Annotated in this window: 16 protein-coding genes; 9 read left to right on the top strand and 7 right to left on the bottom strand. The window is 60.7% G+C overall.

The window, feature by feature from the left end; genetic code table 11:
• The first annotated feature begins 39 nt into the window (after positions 1 to 39).
• The 3 genes from BR24_RS03550 to BR24_RS03540 all read left to right on the top strand — a co-directional run bounded on the left by BR24_RS03550 (position 40) and on the right by BR24_RS03540 (position 4,406).
• Positions 40 to 984, top strand: coding sequence for an aminotransferase class IV (locus BR24_RS03550; protein ID WP_496540126.1), 945 nt, complete (start codon positions 40 to 42; stop codon positions 982 to 984).
• Between the two features lie 766 nt (positions 985 to 1,750).
• Positions 1,751 to 2,530: a THxN family PEP-CTERM protein gene (locus tag BR24_RS03545; protein ID WP_496540125.1), complete on the top strand. Its 780-nt coding sequence runs from the start codon at positions 1,751 to 1,753 to the stop codon at positions 2,528 to 2,530.
• 124 nt (positions 2,531 to 2,654) lie between these two features.
• Positions 2,655 to 4,406 carry a PAS domain S-box protein gene (locus BR24_RS03540; protein ID WP_496540124.1) on the top strand — a complete coding sequence of 584 codons (1,752 nt, stop codon included), beginning with the start codon at positions 2,655 to 2,657 and terminating at the stop codon, positions 4,404 to 4,406.
• A gap of 59 nt (positions 4,407 to 4,465) precedes the next feature.
• Here the strand turns inward: BR24_RS03540 and BR24_RS03535 are convergent, their stop codons facing one another.
• The 4 genes from BR24_RS03535 to BR24_RS03520 are packed head-to-tail and all read right to left on the bottom strand — an operon-like array spanning position 4,466 to position 7,110.
• Positions 4,466 to 5,743: an iron-containing alcohol dehydrogenase gene (locus tag BR24_RS03535; RefSeq protein ID WP_496540123.1), complete on the bottom strand. Its 1,278-nt coding sequence runs from the start codon at positions 5,741 to 5,743 to the stop codon at positions 4,466 to 4,468.
• A gap of 2 nt (positions 5,744 to 5,745) precedes the next feature.
• Positions 5,746 to 5,964 carry a hypothetical protein gene (locus tag BR24_RS03530; RefSeq protein WP_496540122.1) on the bottom strand — a complete coding sequence of 73 codons (219 nt, stop codon included), beginning with the start codon at positions 5,962 to 5,964 and terminating at the stop codon, positions 5,746 to 5,748.
• Positions 5,965 to 5,977: 13 nt separating this feature from the next.
• The gene (locus tag BR24_RS03525; RefSeq protein ID WP_496540121.1) at positions 5,978 to 6,454 is read right to left on the bottom strand and encodes a 23S rRNA (pseudouridine(1915)-N(3))-methyltransferase RlmH; all 477 of its coding nucleotides are present in this window, start codon (positions 6,452 to 6,454) and stop codon (positions 5,978 to 5,980) included.
• Positions 6,454 to 7,110 (bottom strand): metallophosphoesterase family protein, encoded by a 657-nt coding sequence (locus tag BR24_RS03520; protein ID WP_496540120.1) that lies wholly within the window; start codon positions 7,108 to 7,110, stop codon positions 6,454 to 6,456. The genes BR24_RS03525 and BR24_RS03520 overlap by 1 nt, the downstream gene beginning before the upstream one ends.
• A gap of 207 nt (positions 7,111 to 7,317) precedes the next feature.
• On the opposite strand from BR24_RS03520, the gene BR24_RS03515 reads away from it, so the two are divergent.
• The 4 genes from BR24_RS03515 to rlmN all read left to right on the top strand — a co-directional run bounded on the left by BR24_RS03515 (position 7,318) and on the right by rlmN (position 9,916).
• Positions 7,318 to 7,890 carry a 5-formyltetrahydrofolate cyclo-ligase gene (locus tag BR24_RS03515; protein ID WP_496540119.1) on the top strand — a complete coding sequence of 191 codons (573 nt, stop codon included), beginning with the start codon at positions 7,318 to 7,320 and terminating at the stop codon, positions 7,888 to 7,890.
• Entirely contained in the window at positions 7,878 to 8,642 is a 765-nt protein-coding gene (locus BR24_RS03510; RefSeq protein WP_496540118.1) for a purine nucleoside phosphorylase YfiH/LACC1 family protein, read from the top strand. The genes BR24_RS03515 and BR24_RS03510 overlap by 13 nt, the downstream gene beginning before the upstream one ends.
• 2 nt (positions 8,643 to 8,644) lie before the next feature.
• Positions 8,645 to 8,818: a hypothetical protein gene (locus BR24_RS03505; protein WP_462966383.1), complete on the top strand. Its 174-nt coding sequence runs from the start codon at positions 8,645 to 8,647 to the stop codon at positions 8,816 to 8,818.
• 63 nt (positions 8,819 to 8,881) lie between these two features.
• Complete coding sequence (rlmN, locus tag BR24_RS03500; RefSeq protein WP_496540117.1) at positions 8,882 to 9,916, top strand: dual-specificity RNA methyltransferase RlmN; 1,035 nt, start codon at positions 8,882 to 8,884, stop codon at positions 9,914 to 9,916.
• A 215-nt stretch (positions 9,917 to 10,131) separates the two neighbouring features.
• Here the strand turns inward: rlmN and BR24_RS03495 are convergent, their stop codons facing one another.
• Positions 10,132 to 10,884: an FkbM family methyltransferase gene (locus BR24_RS03495; protein WP_496540116.1), complete on the bottom strand. Its 753-nt coding sequence runs from the start codon at positions 10,882 to 10,884 to the stop codon at positions 10,132 to 10,134.
• A 577-nt stretch (positions 10,885 to 11,461) separates the two neighbouring features.
• The gene (locus BR24_RS03490) at positions 11,462 to 12,148 is read right to left on the bottom strand and encodes a response regulator (RefSeq protein WP_496540115.1); all 687 of its coding nucleotides are present in this window, start codon (positions 12,146 to 12,148) and stop codon (positions 11,462 to 11,464) included.
• 230 nt (positions 12,149 to 12,378) lie between these two features.
• Here BR24_RS03490 and BR24_RS03485 point away from each other — a divergent pair, with 230 nt between their 5' ends.
• Positions 12,379 to 12,585, top strand: a complete 207-nt coding sequence (locus tag BR24_RS03485) for a hypothetical protein (RefSeq protein ID WP_018125925.1) — start codon at positions 12,379 to 12,381, stop codon at positions 12,583 to 12,585.
• A gap of 164 nt (positions 12,586 to 12,749) precedes the next feature.
• Here BR24_RS03485 and BR24_RS03480 read toward each other — a convergent pair whose 3' ends face one another.
• Positions 12,750 to 13,655 (bottom strand): DMT family transporter, encoded by a 906-nt coding sequence (locus tag BR24_RS03480; RefSeq protein ID WP_496540114.1) that lies wholly within the window; start codon positions 13,653 to 13,655, stop codon positions 12,750 to 12,752.
• A gap of 260 nt (positions 13,656 to 13,915) precedes the next feature.
• On the opposite strand from BR24_RS03480, the gene BR24_RS03475 reads away from it, so the two are divergent.
• Positions 13,916 to 16,000 carry a methyl-accepting chemotaxis protein gene (locus tag BR24_RS03475; RefSeq protein ID WP_496540113.1) on the top strand — a complete coding sequence of 695 codons (2,085 nt, stop codon included), beginning with the start codon at positions 13,916 to 13,918 and terminating at the stop codon, positions 15,998 to 16,000.
• Positions 16,001 to 16,021 lie beyond the last annotated feature (21 nt).

Genomic DNA, 16,021 nt, shown 5'->3' with positions numbered 1-16,021 from the left:
GAGAACGTCCCCGGACCGTCACCCGCTGAGGAAATCGCCGTGAAGAAAATCGTGGACAGCCGGGAATACCTCGACCGCATGCTCGCCGCACCCCGCCCCGGAACGGAAAAGGTGCGCGCCTTCTATGAACAGCGCGTTGGCGTCATCTGCAAGGACCCCAAACTCATGCTCATGCCGTGGGACGACCACCTCGTTCATCGCGGCGACGGCGTGTTCGAGGCCATGAAGTGGGTGAACGGCAAACTCTACCAGCTCGGCGCGCACGTGGAACGCATGAAGCGCTCGGCCAAGGCCATCCACCTGACCCCGCCCTGCTCGTGGGACGAGCTCTCCCAGACCATCCTCGACGTGGCCCGCGCCGCCGAAAGCGAAAACGGCATGATCCGCGTACTGCTCGGCCGAGGACCCGGCGGCTTCGGCATCGACCCGGCAGAGTGCCCCGTCGCCAGCCTGTACGTGGCCGCCTTCGATTTTCAGCCCAAACCGGACAGCTTCTACGAAAAAGGCTCCACCGCCTTCAAGACCTCGGTCCCGGCCAAACAGCCATACCTCGCCGCCATCAAGAGCATCGACTACCTACCCAACGTGCTCATGAAACGCGAGGCCGCCGAAAAAGGCTACGACTACCCCTTCTGCTTCGACGAACACGGCCTTCTCGCCGAAGGAGCCACCGAGAACGTCTGCATCGTGGACAGAAACGGCAAGGTGCACATCCCCGAGTTCACCAACGCCCTCGCAGGAACCACCCTCATGCGCGTGGTGGACATGATCAAAGATGAAATGGACATCATCTTTCGAGGCATCACCGAACACGAAATCCTCGAAGCAAAGGAAGTGATCATCGTCGGCACCACCGGCGACGCCATCCCCGTGGTCCGCTTCAACGGCAAACCCATCCACGACGTGCGACCGGGACCAGTGGCCAAACGCATCCGGGAACTGATCCGACAGGACATAGAAGCCAACGGAATTCCAGTTCGGTAGTTTTTCAACACACCGTTTGTGAAAGAAGCCCCCGCCGATGAATCGGCGGGGGCTTCTTTGCCTCCGGCGGCTCAAGAACCCTTTTGCAAAAGGGTTCTTGAGAATCTCCCAAAATCATCTGGCTTGCCAAGCCGCTTTGACGCTTTCCGAAAGCGCAAGCGCGTTGGCGGCTTGGCTGAGGGCGGACGGCGGTTGCTGGTTCTGAGGGACAGAAAGGCTTAGGGAGTACCGGGCTGTCGATTCAAGAGATTCATGCACAAATCATACGTCAGCCAACATCATTTGGCTGGGTGTGAGCGGCGGTTGCTGGTTCTGAGGACAGAAAAGGCTCGGGCAGTTCCGGGCAAGTCATCCAAGAAGTTCACACATGAATCCCCGTCAGCGGGGGGGCAGCTCGGACGCGGGTTGTGCGACCGCTTGAACCCAGCAGCTGCAACCCCGCTGACAACTCAGGGTTTCCAAAGGGGGCCCGCCCCTTTGGTCCGCCTGAAGGGCCCGCCGGAGGCATCCTGAAAGCACAACTCTGCCTATGAGAGAAATCGATTTGATCCAGAAAACCCGGACTGCCGGTAAAGTGTTGATCAGACCACTTTTTATGGAACCACTGTTCGGTTTTTCCGGAAAAACGTCGGCCCCCTTTACATAACCTGGGCCGCCACCGGCGCTCTCAATCAACACATACTCATAAATTACGAACCGTTAGCAAAACGGCCTGCTTTTTGCTCATTATCTGGAAACATCCAGACTTTTCCAAGAGGGGTACATCATGAACAGAGTATATGCAGTTCTTTTCGTCATGGGGATCATGCTTTTCGGCTCCGTGGCTTCGGCGCAGGCCTACGTGACCACATGGGACTTCGACCTTGATTACGGATTTACGAGTTGGACCGTGGACGAGGGCAGCTCTTCGGCGCTGCCCATAACGGCCTCCGATTCGACCGTACTCGACGGCGTGTCGGGTGATCGTCGTCTGGCGTGGGGTGATCCGACGGCGCAGGGCAACGGGCAGCGCAGTTCCATCTGGTTTGAACGCAAGACGGGCACGGTGGACACCAACGGCGGGCTTGCAGGCGTCACCAATCTTTTCCATGCCAACTATCCCATTCTCGCCAGCAGCGACATTCTTTCCAGCGGCGTGGTTCGCTCCGTCCTGACGTTGACCCCGCTCGGTGGGTCCGATGATCAGGTATTCAGTACGAGCTTCGACTTCAACTTCTGGGAGACCAGCAACGACGGCGTTTATGAAGAGGATATCTTTCTTGTGGCCAGTACGGCTCAGTCCGAGTTTTCCTTCTTGTACGACGATGTCGAGTATCTGGTCTCCTTCATGTCCTCGTTCAACGAGGTACCCTCGGCCGCGTTGGACGACAACGGTATCATCTGGCCCGGCACGCCTTTCGGCTGGACCACCGTGGAAAACATGACCAACGAGGAAAAGACGTTCTTCAGTGTTTCCGCCGCGCCCGTTCCGGAGCCGTCCACCTTCATCATCTTCGGACTCGGTCTGCTGGGAATCCCACTTCTTCGCCGCTTCCGCAGAAACTAGTCATACCAGACCGACTATAACGAGCCCCGGGAACCGCTTCCGGGGCTCGTTTTATTGGTGATTCATTCAGCATTTTTCCTCTTGTCGCTTGCGCCGCCCTTCGCTCAGGGCTACAAATGAGATCATGTCTTCCGATCAAATCACAGAGCTTCAGCAGGCAAAGGTCAGAATCCGCGAACTCGAACAGCAGAACGAGGCGCTTCGGGCGCAGTTGAACACGACGTACGACAAGGAACCCCTTCGACTGTTCTTCGACCTCGGTCTAGTTGGCATGACTCTGACTTCGCTTGAGAAAGGCTGGCTGATGGTCAACCAGCGGCTCTGCGACATGCTCGGCTACACGCATGAGGAGATGATCACCAAGACATGGGCGGACCTGACCCACCCCGGTGATCTTGCGGAAGACGTTCGGCTCTTCGAGTCGGTTCTAGCCGGTGAACGCGACGGGTACCAGATGGACAAGCGTTACGTGCGCAAGGACGGATCGGTGCTGCAGGCGCGCATCGACGTCATGTGCGTGCGAGACAGCGACGGCAAACCCGACAAGTTCATCGGCATGATAGCCGACATTTCCGACCTGCTGGAATCGAGACAGAAACTTGCGGAGAGCCGGGAGCGGCTGTCACTGGCCATCGAAGGCGCCGAGCTGGGACTCTGGGACTGGAACATCGTATCGGATGAGACCTTCTTCAACGACCGGTGGCGTGAAATCACCGGCTACGCTCCGCATGAGCTTCCCGAGCACTTCACTTCATGGAAGTCCGTTATCCATCCTGAGGACGCGGAGCCCATAGAGGATATTCTCGACGCACACCTGAGGGGAAGAACGCCGAATTTCAAGGCGGAGCATCGCATCATCCGAAAAAACGGCGACACGGCGTGGGTTCTGGACGCGGGCAGGGTCATCGAGCACGGGCCAGAGGGCGAACCGACCCGCGCGGTGGGCATCTGTCTCGACATCACTCCCCAGAAGATGGCCGAAGAAGCCATGATCGAAAGCGAAGCCACCATGAAGGCCATGAGCGAAGCCTCCCACGACGCCCTGATCATGATCGACGATAAAGGGATAATATCCTTCTGGAGTCAGGCGGCGGAGCGGATTTTCGGCTGGTCGTCGAGAGAGGCGACAGGACGGGAACTGCATGACCTCATCGCGCTGGAAGAAGACATGAAAAAGGCCCACCGCGGTCTCGAAAAATTCGCCAAGACCGGCAAGGGGCCCGTAGTCGGCAGCGTCATGGAGTTCAACGCCCGCCACAAGCACGGGCATACGTTTCCTGTGGAGCGCACGGTTTCCTCGTTTCGGCTCCGGGGCCGATGGTACGCCGTGGGAACGCTCAGGGACATCACGCAACGGGTGCAAAACCGCCAGAAGCTGCTTGATCTGGCGAGGACCGACGGCCTTACCGGATTATACAATCGCAAATATTTCCATGAACTTGCCGATAGGGAAGTGACGCGATCCGCACGCTACAGCGTCCCCCTGGCTGTTGCCCTTATGGACCTCGACCATTTCAAGCGGGTTAACGACACACATGGACATGACGGGGGCGACGCTGTCCTGAGGCATTTTTCGAAAATCATGACCGAAACCATGCGCGACTCGGATATCGTCGGGCGGTACGGTGGAGAGGAATTCATCGTCCTCATGCCGGAGACTCAAATCCCGCAGGCCAGAGAAGCGGCGGAGCGACTCAGAAAGATCGTCGAAGAGACCCCTACCCCTTGGGAGGATGGAAGCATCCACTATACGGTGAGCATCGGCGTTGCCTGCGGTGAGGGCGTTTCTGACATCGACGACATCATCAAAAAGGCCGACGACGCGCTCTACCGCGCCAAACGGGACGGCAGGAACCAGATCGCAGTGGCGCAATAGGTCCGGACTCACGGGTATAGAAGGTCGCGGGCATCTCTCGGGATGCCCGCGCCCATTTTCTACATGTTCTTGATGACGGAGAAGTCGCCGGTATAGCCGGCTTCGAGTACCGGGCCCATGTATTCGTCGACGAGGTCGGCGTTGAGAGGCACCGGCATGTTCTTGAGCTTGGATTCGAGGGCCGGATTCTTGGCGGCCTCGAGGCAGCGGGTGATGTGTTCGCGGGTCATGTTCGGCAGGTCACTGAGCTTTTCGGGGAAGCCTACGCGAAGGCTCAACTCACGCATGCCTCTGGCCACGGCTTCGCCCAGCTCGCGACCGCTCAGAGCGTCGAGGTCTTCCGTGATGAGACCGTGCCTGCGATAGATTTCACCCACGCGGCGCACCTTGTGCTCGATGGCCGGGGCGAAGAACACCGTGTAGTACGGCTCCATCAGGGCGCAGGCCCGGCCGTGGGACACCACGTCCACAAGGGAGAAGCTGTTGAGGTGCGGGCCGCTGGTGCCCCCGACCATGATGGCCTGACCGCCGAGGTCTGTGCCGAGGCCGAGGTCCATGCGCGCTTCCTTGTCGTCGGGATTTTCGGTCAGCGCAAGCAGGCCGCGGATGACGAGGTCCACCCCGGCTTCGCAGATCTGCGCGCACTTCTCCTCAATCTCCGGCCCCGCCCCGAAATACACTTCCACGCAGTGACCGATGCCGTCGAAGGCGCCGTCCTGCGTCAGGCTGGCGGGCTGCGTGGCAGTCACTTCGTAATCGAACACCGCGCGCGTGGGCGTCACGGCTTCGTCGATGACCAGATACTTTTGGCCGTTGATGTTGTCGGTGACGTTGGAATATTTGGTCAGGTGCGCGGCAGAGCTTGCGGCGAGCATCACGGACACCGTTGGCAGCAAAGAGCGGCCGTGCTTTTCGAGCGCCTCCGCCACCTTGCCCATGCCGAAGAACGGGTCGATTTCGGGCTCCACGTCACCGAGGGCCGCGAGGACCACAGCGGACTTCACCGCATCGATGCCGGAACCGCCGTCCACGGTCACGATGACATCGGGCTTCTTGTGCATGATGTGCGAGTGCATGCGGTAGACGTCTTCAAGCGGTGCGTTGGGATATGCTCCGCGGCATTCGCCCACCACTTCGACGCCCGCGTCGGCCAGCGCCTTGAGGGCTCGCTCGCGAAGCGGAGCGAACCACGGGCTTGCGAGGCGTCCCACGAACAGGGCCCGCTTGCCCAGTTCCGCGGTATGGCGCGCGAGCTCCTCGTATACGCCGAGGCCGTAGCTGTAGGTTTCGCCCTTGAATTCCGTCAGCAGTTTCTTGGCTTTTTCTCTGGAGTCCATGGTTACTCCTTGTCCGCTTCGACCCCGGCCAGTGCGCCGAGACCGCCTTTGAAAATCAGTTTTGTCGCCAGTTCGTCGGCGTGCTCGGCCACGTCCATGAGCTTTTCGAGCCCGTCGAGGATTTCGTAGCGCTTCTCCTCGTCGCAGTTGTCGAACTCGAACTCGCAGTCTCCGTTGGTCAGGTACTCTTGGAGACGGTTCAGGTAATCCATGTCTATCATTGAAGATTCCTCGCTAATCGTGATGGTATGGGATGCCTTTTCGGATGCAGGCGGCCCTGTAGAGCTGCTCCATGAGCATGAGTCGGGCCAGCTCGTGCGGCAGGGTCATGTCCGAAAGGCGCATGGTATGCCTCGCCGCGGCCTTCACTTCGTCCGAAAGCCCGAAGGGGCCGCCGATGACGAAGGTCGGCTCCACGCCGGGCATGTCCGTCCAGCGTGTCAGCAGCTTGGCGAAGCCGCGCGACGTGGTCTGCTCGCCGTGCTCGTCAAGCACCACCAGCAGATCATTCTTGCCCGCCTTGGCGAGAATGCCCTCGCCCTCTTTGGCGTTGCGCTCCGGCGCGGGGAGTTTCCCCGGCCCGTCGCGCACGACGCGCTCGTCCAGTTTGTAAAAGCGCGACAGCTTTTTATGGTAGTGAGCGCAGCCCTCGGCGTAGAACTTCTCCTTGAGCTTGCCCACCCAGATGAAATTGATGCGACCTGCCGCCACTAGACGCTCTCCAGCGTGGCCGTGACCTCTCCGTCGGCAAACTCGATGCGCACGAATCCTCCCCCGGCCACCATGCCCGGATTGAAGACCGGCGTGCCGCCGATGTCGTCGCGCCCCTTGGCTTCGTGAATATGCCCGGTGATCACCAGATCCAGCCGAGCTTTTTCGATGAAGCTGCGCACTGCCGCGCTGCCCACGTGCTGTCCGCCGCCGACCACGTCCAGCGCGCTCTCGCCCGGCGGTTCATGGATGGCGAGAATGCGGTGCGCGTACCCCGCGCTCGCCTCGTCCAGCTCCCTGAGCCACGCGGCGATGTCCTTCTCCGGGACTTCACCGGGGGTGTTGAAGGGTGTGGGCGTCGAGAAGCCTACGCCGATGAGGCACAGCTCCGGCGCGAGCTCGCGCACCTGACGGTGCAGCATGACGCCGGACTCCTCCAGAAAGCGCGTGACCTCCTGCGTATCCATGTTGCCCGGCTGGGCGTGGATAACGGGGTTGAGCGCGCGAATGGCCTCCAGCACACGCCCCGCCTGCGTCCTGCCGCCGCAGTTGGTCAGGTCGCCGGTGACGATGACCCCGGCGGCTTCGCGTATGCCGGGGATGTCGGCCATGGCCGCCGTGCTCTCATGCACGTCGCCGAATGCGATCCAGTACATGCTCTCTCCTTGTGCTTGCTGCATGATTCCGTCAGCCCGACATTTCCGCCGGACAGTTCGGAAATCTACCAGAAATCGCCCCGCTCCTCTACCGGCGGCGTGCGGTTTCTTTCGGCACCCGCGCGACCACTGGCACCGGGCCCCGAGCCCGACGCACACTTTGTTCCGGGCTGGATTGTGCCGCCCGGCCATGCTAAGGAATCGCAGATGCAAGCAAAACACGAACTCAGAGCCGCCATGCTGGACCGGCGGAAGGGCCTCGCGCCCGAGGACGCCGCATCCCGCAGTCTCGCGGTGGCGGCGAACATCCGCAGCCTTTCCGAATGGAAGAACGCCCGCGAAGTGCTGGTCTACTGGCCCGCGCGAAACGAAGTGGACGTGCGCCCCCTCGTGGCCGAGCTCTGGCAGCGCGGCGACCGGGTGCTGCTGCCTCGCTGCCGTCCGGAGCAGCCCGGGTGCATGGACCTGGCCTGCGTCACCTGCGGCGAAGACCTCGTCCCGGGCATGTATGAAATCATGGAGCCGGACAAGGCCTGCCCCATCGTTGCGGACTTCACGCCCGACCTCGCCCTCGTGCCCGGCGTGGCCTTCGACAGGGACGGCAACCGCCTCGGACACGGCGGCGGCTACTACGACCGCCTGCTCGCCAGCCCCGGCATGGCGGACTGCGTCACCATCGGCGTTTGTTACGAGTTTCAGCTGGTCGACGAAATCCACGCGGAGCAATGGGACATTCCGGTCAGAATGATAGCCGAAGAGGAACGCATATGGTCCAGATAGCCACCTTCACCCACCGATTCGACCTCCTGCCGGGCGTGGGCTGCGCCTTTACGACTCGCCTCGGCGGCATCTCCTCGGCCCCCTTCGACGCGGCGAACCTCTCCTACGAGGTGGGCGACGATCCCCGCGCCGTCACCGAGAACCGCGAATCCCTTCAAGAACAGTTCGGGTTCCGCAGCTGGGGCGAATGCCTTCAGGTTCACGGCACTGAGGTGCATTTCGACCCTGCGCCGTCCAAGGCCACCGATCAGCCCGTGCTCAAGGGCGACGGCATGGCCACCACGCGCAAGCGGCAGGCGCTGATGATCAAGACCGCCGACTGCCAGCCGGTGATGCTTGCCCACCGCTCCGGCAACATCATCGCGGCCCTGCACGTGGGATGGCGCGGCAACGTGGCCGGGTTCCCGATCTCAGCCGTCAAAAATATCTGCGAACGCTACCGGCTGCGTCCTGAGGATTTTCTCGCCGTACGCGGCCCCAGCCTCGGCCCGTTGCACGCAGAGTTCACCAACTTCGACGAGGAGTTCGGCGCCAGATTCAAGCAGTTCCACGACCCTGCCACCAACTGCGTGGACCTCTGGGCCCTGACCCGCTACCAGCTCCTTGCCGCCGGACTGCGCGACGAGAACATCTCCGGCATAGACCTGTGCACCAGAACCATGACCGACACCTTCTACTCCTACCGCAACGCCCCGGCTCCGGAACGCCGCACCGGACGGCAGGCCGGAGTCATCTGGATGCAGGAAGCCTGACCATGGGCATGCTGACCAAAGTCATCGTCATCCTGTTGCTGATCCTGTTCATCACGGGTCAGTTCACCCGGAGCAAGGAAAAACGCGCCAGACGAAGGCAGAACATAACCAACCTGCTGCTGGCCGTGCTCGTGGCCGTGATGCTCTTCACGTTCATCCACACCATCGTCCGCTGATCCGCCCGCATCGCGCACTTGACACAACCGCCCACGGCCCTACATTGCCCGGGCGAGGTAAACATGATCAATCTTCTGGACCTGACCCGTACCGAACTCGAATCCTTCTGCACGCAGGAGCTCGGGCTGCCGCGCTTTCGCGCAGAGCAGCTCTGGCAGTGGTTGTGGCAGAAAGGCGTCGCCGACTTCGACGCCATGACCAACATCGCCAAACCCCTGCGCGAAACCCTGAAGGAGAAGTGCGAAGTCCGCTGGCCGGAAATCGAAAAGACACAGGTTTCGGAAGACGGCACCACCAAGTTTCTGTTCAGGATGCAGGACGGCAAGCGCATCGAGTCCGTCATCATCCCCATGCACGACCGCTACTCCCAGTGCCTGTCCACGCAGGCGGGATGCGCCATGGGCTGCACCTTCTGCAACACCGGCCTCATGGGGTTCGAACGCAACCTCACCCACGGCGAGATTCTCGGACAGGTGCTTGCAGCCAGAAAGCATCTGGAGGACAACGACCTGCCGCCGCTCAAGAACCTCGTGTTCATGGGCATGGGCGAGCCGCTTCTGAATCTGGACACCCTGCTGCGGGTGCTCGGGACCCTGCCCGACACCAAGGGCCTCAACATCTCCTGGCGCCGGTCCATGGTCTCCACCGTCGGCTTCCCGGACCAGCTGCGCACCCTCGGCGATTCCGAAATGGCCCTGCCCGCCATCTCTCTGCACGCCCCGAATCAGGCCCTGCGGGAACAGATCATGCCCAAGGCCGCCCGGTTCCACATCGACGACCTCGTGGCGGCGCTGCGAGCCTATCCCATGCGTCCCCGCGAACGCATCACCATCGAATACCTGCTGCTCGGCGGCGTCAACGACCGCCCCGAACACGCGCGCGAACTGGCCAGCCTTCTCGCCGGCCTGCGCTGCAAGGTAAACCTCATCAGCTACAACGCCACCGAAGACATGCCCTACCGCGCTCCGTCGCGCGAAGACGCCGAAGCCTTCCAGAACATCCTGAAGCAGAAAGGGATGACCGCCTTCATCCGCCGGAGCATGGGCGCAGACATCGCCGCCGCGTGCGGACAGCTCAAGGCCGATCAGGAAAAGTAGCCCCGAAGCGCAACATCGCGAGGGACGCCTCACAAGAAAAAGCCCCGTGAACAACTGTTCCGGGGCATAAAAACATTCATCAGGCAAATCCAGAGAGCGCGCATCAGGGAACCTGCCATATCCCCGGGCGCCGCCATGCGGGATGCGGGAGATACTGCAAGCCGGAGCGTGTGAAACGCTTTCCGGGGGATCATGCAGTCATTCCAGAACGGTCGCTATCCTCTGCGGAAGATGACGTTCTGGTCACCTTTGGAGCCGACGCCGTCGCTCCGCAGCACTTTGAGTCCGGCTTCTTCCATCAGCTCGACAATCCTGTCCTTTTCTTCAAGACATTCAACCAGAATGGTCTTGAGACGCGGGTCGGCCAAGACCTTGCGCCCTCCCTGCAGAATTTCCCCTTCAAGCCCGTCGACATCAATCTTGATGTGGTTCGGGAACTGCGAATCAGGCAGAAGGTCCACCGCGTAATCCAAGGAAAGGCCGAGCATCCCCTGAGAAAAGGCTGGATCGAAACTGGTATTTTTATGATCGATGGTTCGGGCGAACTGCGACGTGGATGAACCGCTGGAGAACTTGAAGAGGAACAGCTTGTCGAGGCTGTTCTCCCTGCTGAAGGCAAGACAGTAAGCCGTTATGACGCCCGCAAGCCGGTTCCGCTCGATGTTGCGGTTGAAGATGGCATAGTTGCCGAAGTGAGGCTCGAAGGACAGAACCGCTCTGGCTCGCCGTGCTGCATAAAAAGAGAACACGCCGACGTTCGCGCCAATGTCGAAGAAAACGTCATCAGGCTGAACGTACTCATCAATCCATTCAATGGTTGAAGGCTCTTTCCGGAGCATCTGCGAGTAGCGGGAGTACTCTTCTTTCGTGTCAAACTCGAAGGTGTTGTCGCCAACAGAAACGCGACCGCGTCTTTTGGCTGCCATCCACTCGATCTTGTCCTTCCATCTGGCGATTCTTTTGGACATACGGGCCTTTGGTGATGTTATTGATTTGCTGCGAGCAACTTCGTGCCAAGGAAGTCGAGCTTAGTGCTCAGGGAACATCTCGTCAACAGGATCAAAGGGCATTTCGTTTTTCCTGCTCCGGATGTACTCATTCAGCCGTTTCGAAGAATGAAAGCGTTCTCGGTTCGAGACTCTGCCCATGGCATACGGCCGCCCTGCAGCCGCACAGAACGAAGCGTCTGGTACAATAGACAGCGCGGACCAGCGTGACCGGTCAAAAGAACCGGTACACGGCGACAAACGTTGCCGCGACATTTGGTTGGCGGGATTGAATGGCATAGCGGAAGGTCTGGTCAGGAGCGTTTGTGCAGAGTCAGTTCTCGTTGACCGGCATCGGCTTACCAGAATCTGTCAGCTAAGTTTCCCAAGCCTCAAAGCCCCGTCGGTGGGACTACAGCTAGGATGCGGGGTGTGCGCTCGCATGAATCCAACAGCTATAAACCAGCTAAAAGACTAGGGCCTCCAAAGCGGATCCACCTTTTTGGCCCCCTGAAAGGGCTGCCGGAGACCGGCCTGATAACCCCTTGAAGAAAACGGATCAGGCCCTGAAGCGGTAGCCTACGCCTCTGACGGTTTCGACCCAGTCGGCGTAGGGTCCCAGTTTCTGACGCAGGCGGCGCACGTGGGTGTCGACGGTTCTGGAGTATCCCTCGAAGTGGGTATCCCAGACGGTGTCGAGCAGGTGGTCACGGGTTTGCACCTTGCCTCTCCCGAGGACGAGCTCGGTGAGGAGCTTGAATTCGGTGGCGGTCAGCGGCGTGGGTTCTCCGTCGACCCTGAGTTCATGTGCTTCGAAGTCGATGAAGAGGCCGTCGCGCTCCCAGGAGTTGGGGGCCTGTTTCACCTGTTCCTTGCTTCGACGCATGATGGCTTTTATGCGCAGGATGAGCTCGCGCGGAGAGAACGGCTTGACGACGTAATCGTCGGCGCCGAGTTCCAGCCCCACTATGCGGTCGATCTCCTCGCCCTTTGCGGTGAGCATCACCACGGGGACGTGCGAGAGGGCGGAATCCTGTTTGACTCTTCTGCAGACTTCCAGTCCGTCCAGCCCCGGGAGCATCAGGTCCAGCAGGATCATGTCTGGCAGAAAGGTTGCGGCGCGCTCAAGTCCGGCGGCGCCGTCGGATTCGGCTGCCACTTCGAATCCGGCCTGTGCGAGATTGTATTTCAGCAGCTCCCGCGTGTCCTTGTGGTCCTCCACTACGAGGATCTTCTTGTCTGCCACGGTGGACTCCTTTGGTTTGCGTGCGTTGTCTCACTAATACAGGTTTGTCACCGCTTCGTGACGGGGCATCGACGATCGGGTTGCAAGGAGGCATTTCCGCCATGATCGCGACCTGTTCGGCATAGTGCCACGAGTGTGGCAAATATTCCAGCTTTCATGCGTAAAGTGTTCCGGGAACCGGCCGATAAGTAAGGCATCATCGCGATAATCTCTGAAGGCGGACCTGCATTATGTATTACCATGGATTCGACAGAAAATTCCCTTCGGGACAGAAATACTGGAGCATGTACGACGACCAGCTCATCGGCATGCTGTTTTCCAAGATCGTCAACAAGACCCTGACAGTTTCCGAGCAGGAGGAGGACATGGTGGACGACATGGTCAACAACCTGTTCGACCTCTGCTTCTACATCAACAAGGACTTCCACGAGTGCTGAGGCGCTCGGCTGTTGCCATCGCAAATCCATATCGCGAAAAAGCGGTTCGGAGACGGTCTCCGGGCCGCCTTTTCGTGTCCGGCACACGCAGTGCCACGTTCAATAATGGACCGTAGCGTGTCGAGCGTCTAGCGTCTTGGTTGCATGGACCGGAGCGGGACCGATCACTTCGGGGGCGGCAGCTTTCCGGGGCCTACTTTCGGGATGGGCTTTGCTTCGCTTCTGGCAAGGGCCACCGAGCCGCCGATTATCAGCAGCGAACCGGCCAGCGTCATGCCCCCGGGCACCGAGTCGAAGACGGCCCACCCGAGGAGCGCGGCCATCACTATTTCGAGATAGCCTATGGCGGAGACCGGCCCGGCCTTGTCCTTCTGGTATCCCTGCGTCATGAGATGCTGGCCCATGTTGGTGAAAAGCCCCACCCCGGCCAGCATGAGCCACTGGGAGCCGTCGGGCAGCGCCCAGTTCCAGCCGTCGATGAGCGGCGCGCCGAAAAGGATCACCATGGGCGGATAGATGATGACCGAGAGCGGATGCTCGTGCTGGGCGAGGCGTCGCACGGAAATGATGGCGAAGCTGGAGAGCAGCGCGCCGAGAATGGCCACGGAGACCGCCAGCGGCGGCAGGGGCATGGGCACGCCGAAAAGGAATGAGGGCTGCGTCACCAGAACGATGCCGCTGAGGCTGACCAGCACCGAGAGCACGCCGCGGACGCTCATGCGCTCGCCGAGCACCGGAACGGCCAGCAGGGCCACGAAGACCGGGTGCAGGAACAGAAGGACGGTGGCGTCCGCCAGCGGCAGATGGATGAACGAGTAAAAGTTGCACCCCATGGCGGCAAAGCCGAGCACGCCGCGCAGGAGCAGCAGCCCTTTGCGGTTGCCCAGAATCGGGGCGCCGGTCCCTCGAATAAGGGCCATGCTGTACACGATGCCGACCACTGCGCGGGCGAAGAGCACCTGCAGCGGAGGCAGTCCCTGACCGGCGAGTTTGACCAGCATGGAGCCGACGGCAAAAAAGACGGTCCCTGCAAGCATGCAGCGCACGCCGGATGCGTTGAAGAATGCCATGACGTGGACACCGTAGAAAGAAGAACGCATTGTTGCAATAAATTTAGGCACTTTTTCGGCCACTTTCAGAGTATGCCTTTTTATGTTACATCATTCTCTGAATGGGCCCCTCGCGAAGCACAAGCAGGCGACGCGAGAGGCCTTTTGGCATATAGCATCAGTCTTAATTCGGGAGGACGATCTTGTTTAAGAATATGAGTATGCGGAGCAAAATACTTGTTCCTATCTGTACTGCGGTGGTGATCGTTTTCATTGCCACCATGACGATTACCGGCATGCGCATGAGCGACACGCTCAAACGCGATGCCGAGAAGCTGGCCACGGCGGTCGCCAAGGACTACGGGAGCGAGATCGGGGCATCCGTGGACAAGGGCATGGAAAGCGCGCGCACCATCGCGTCCTTCATGGGCGGCGCCAAGGAGGTGCGGGGCGTCTTCGGCCGCAAGAAGGCCATCGCCATGCTTCGCTCCGTACTGGAGCAGAGCCCGTATCTGGACGGCATCTGGACCGTGTGGAAGGAAGACGGCTTCGACGGCGTGGACGGCGCGTTCGGCAGCACCGAGATGCACGACGAGACCGGCCGCTTCATCCCGCGCTGGTACCGCAACGCCAAGGGCGAAATCGTCGGCGAGGCGATGAAGAACTACACCGCCGAGGGTGAAAAAGGATATTTCTACAGCAAGCCCTTCAAGACCAAGAAGCCCTACGTCAGCTCCCCCATCATGATGAAGCGGGGCGACGAGCAGGTCATGAAGGTCACGGCCAGCGTCCCCGTTTTAGTAAAGGATGAAGTGTACGGCGTGGCCGGAGCGGACATCATCCTCAGCCGCATGCAGGACATCGTCAAGGGCATCTCCCTGTTCGGTTCCGGGTACGGCTTCGTCATCAGCGACGAGGGCAATCTCATCGCCCACCCCAAGAAAGAGCTCATCGGAACCGATGTTTTCAAGTACTTTGAAGGGGCCGAAGCCGAGAAGCTCGCGGACGCGGTCAACAACGGGACTCCCCTCGAGCTGCGGTCCAAATCCGCGGTCACCGGCAAGGAGACCTACTACGTCTTCGTGCCGTTCGAGCTCGCCGGAACCGGCGTGAAGTGGCTCTTCGGCGTCAACGTCCCCATGGACAGCGTCATGGCCGAGTCTCAGGAGCTCATGCTCATCAACGCCGCCATGGGCGCCGTGGCCCTGCTGATCATCGGCCTCATCATCTTCTTCGTGGCCGGAACCATCGTGCGCCCCCTCAAGCGCATTGTCGCCTCGGCGGAGGAAATCGCCAAAGGCAATCTCGACACCAAGGTGGACATCGACCAGAAAGACGAAATCGGCGTGCTGGCCGATGTACTGCGCAAGATGGTCTCCAACCTCGTGGAGATGATCGACACCGCCGAAAAGAAATCCGCCGAAGCGGAGGAGCAGACCAAGGCGGCCCGCGTTGCCACCGAGGAAGCCGAGGAAGCGCGCCAGCAGGCGGAGATCGCCAAGAAGCAGGGTGCGCTACAGGCAGCCGAGGCCCTTGAGGGCATCGTGCGCCGCATCACGGCATCCTCCGAGGAACTCACCGGACAGGTGAGGCAGGCCAGCAGCGGCGCCGAATCCCAGAGCTCCATGGCCTCCGAGGCCGCCACCGCCATGGAACAGATGAACGCCTCCGTGCTCGAGGTCGCCCGCAACGCCTCCCTTGCCGCGGAAAGCGCGGACGGCGCGAGCGGTCAGGCCCGCAACGGCTCCGAGGTCGTCGCCACGCTGGTGAAAGCCATCGGCGAAGTGAGCAGCCGTTCGGAAGAGATGAAAAACCAGCTCTCCGGACTCGGCAAGAAGGCCGAGGGCATCGGCGAGATCATGAACGTCATCACCGACATCGCCGACCAGACCAACCTGTTGGCGCTGAATGCCGCCATCGAGGCGGCCCGCGCGGGCGAGGCCGGACGAGGATTCGCCGTTGTCGCGGACGAGGTCCGCAAGCTGGCGGAAAAGACCATGAACGCCACCAAGGACGTTGAGGATTCGGTCAGCCAGATCCAGAAGGGCACGCGCGACAGCATCGAGAGCATGGACATCGCCGCGGACGCGGTCACCCGCAGCACCTCCCTCGCGGGTGACGCGGGCAGCTCTCTGGAGGAGATTGTGACAATCGTTCGCGAAACCGCCGATCAGGTGCGCAACATCGCCACCGCGTCCGAAGAGCAGTCTTCGGCAAGCGAGCAGATCAGCCGCTCCGTGGACGAGGTCAACCGCATCTCCGACCAGACCGCCGAAGCCATGCAGCACTCCAGCGACGCCATCGGGGAGCTGGCGAACATGGCAACCGAGCTCAACGACCTCATAACGAGGCTCAAGAACGAATAGAGGTCAGCGTCGACCTTTTTG

The organism is Pseudodesulfovibrio halophilus DSM 5663, from assembly GCF_059568665.1.
The sequence above is the reverse complement of the archived record's forward strand: the minus strand, read 5'-3'. Positions and strand labels throughout refer to the sequence as shown.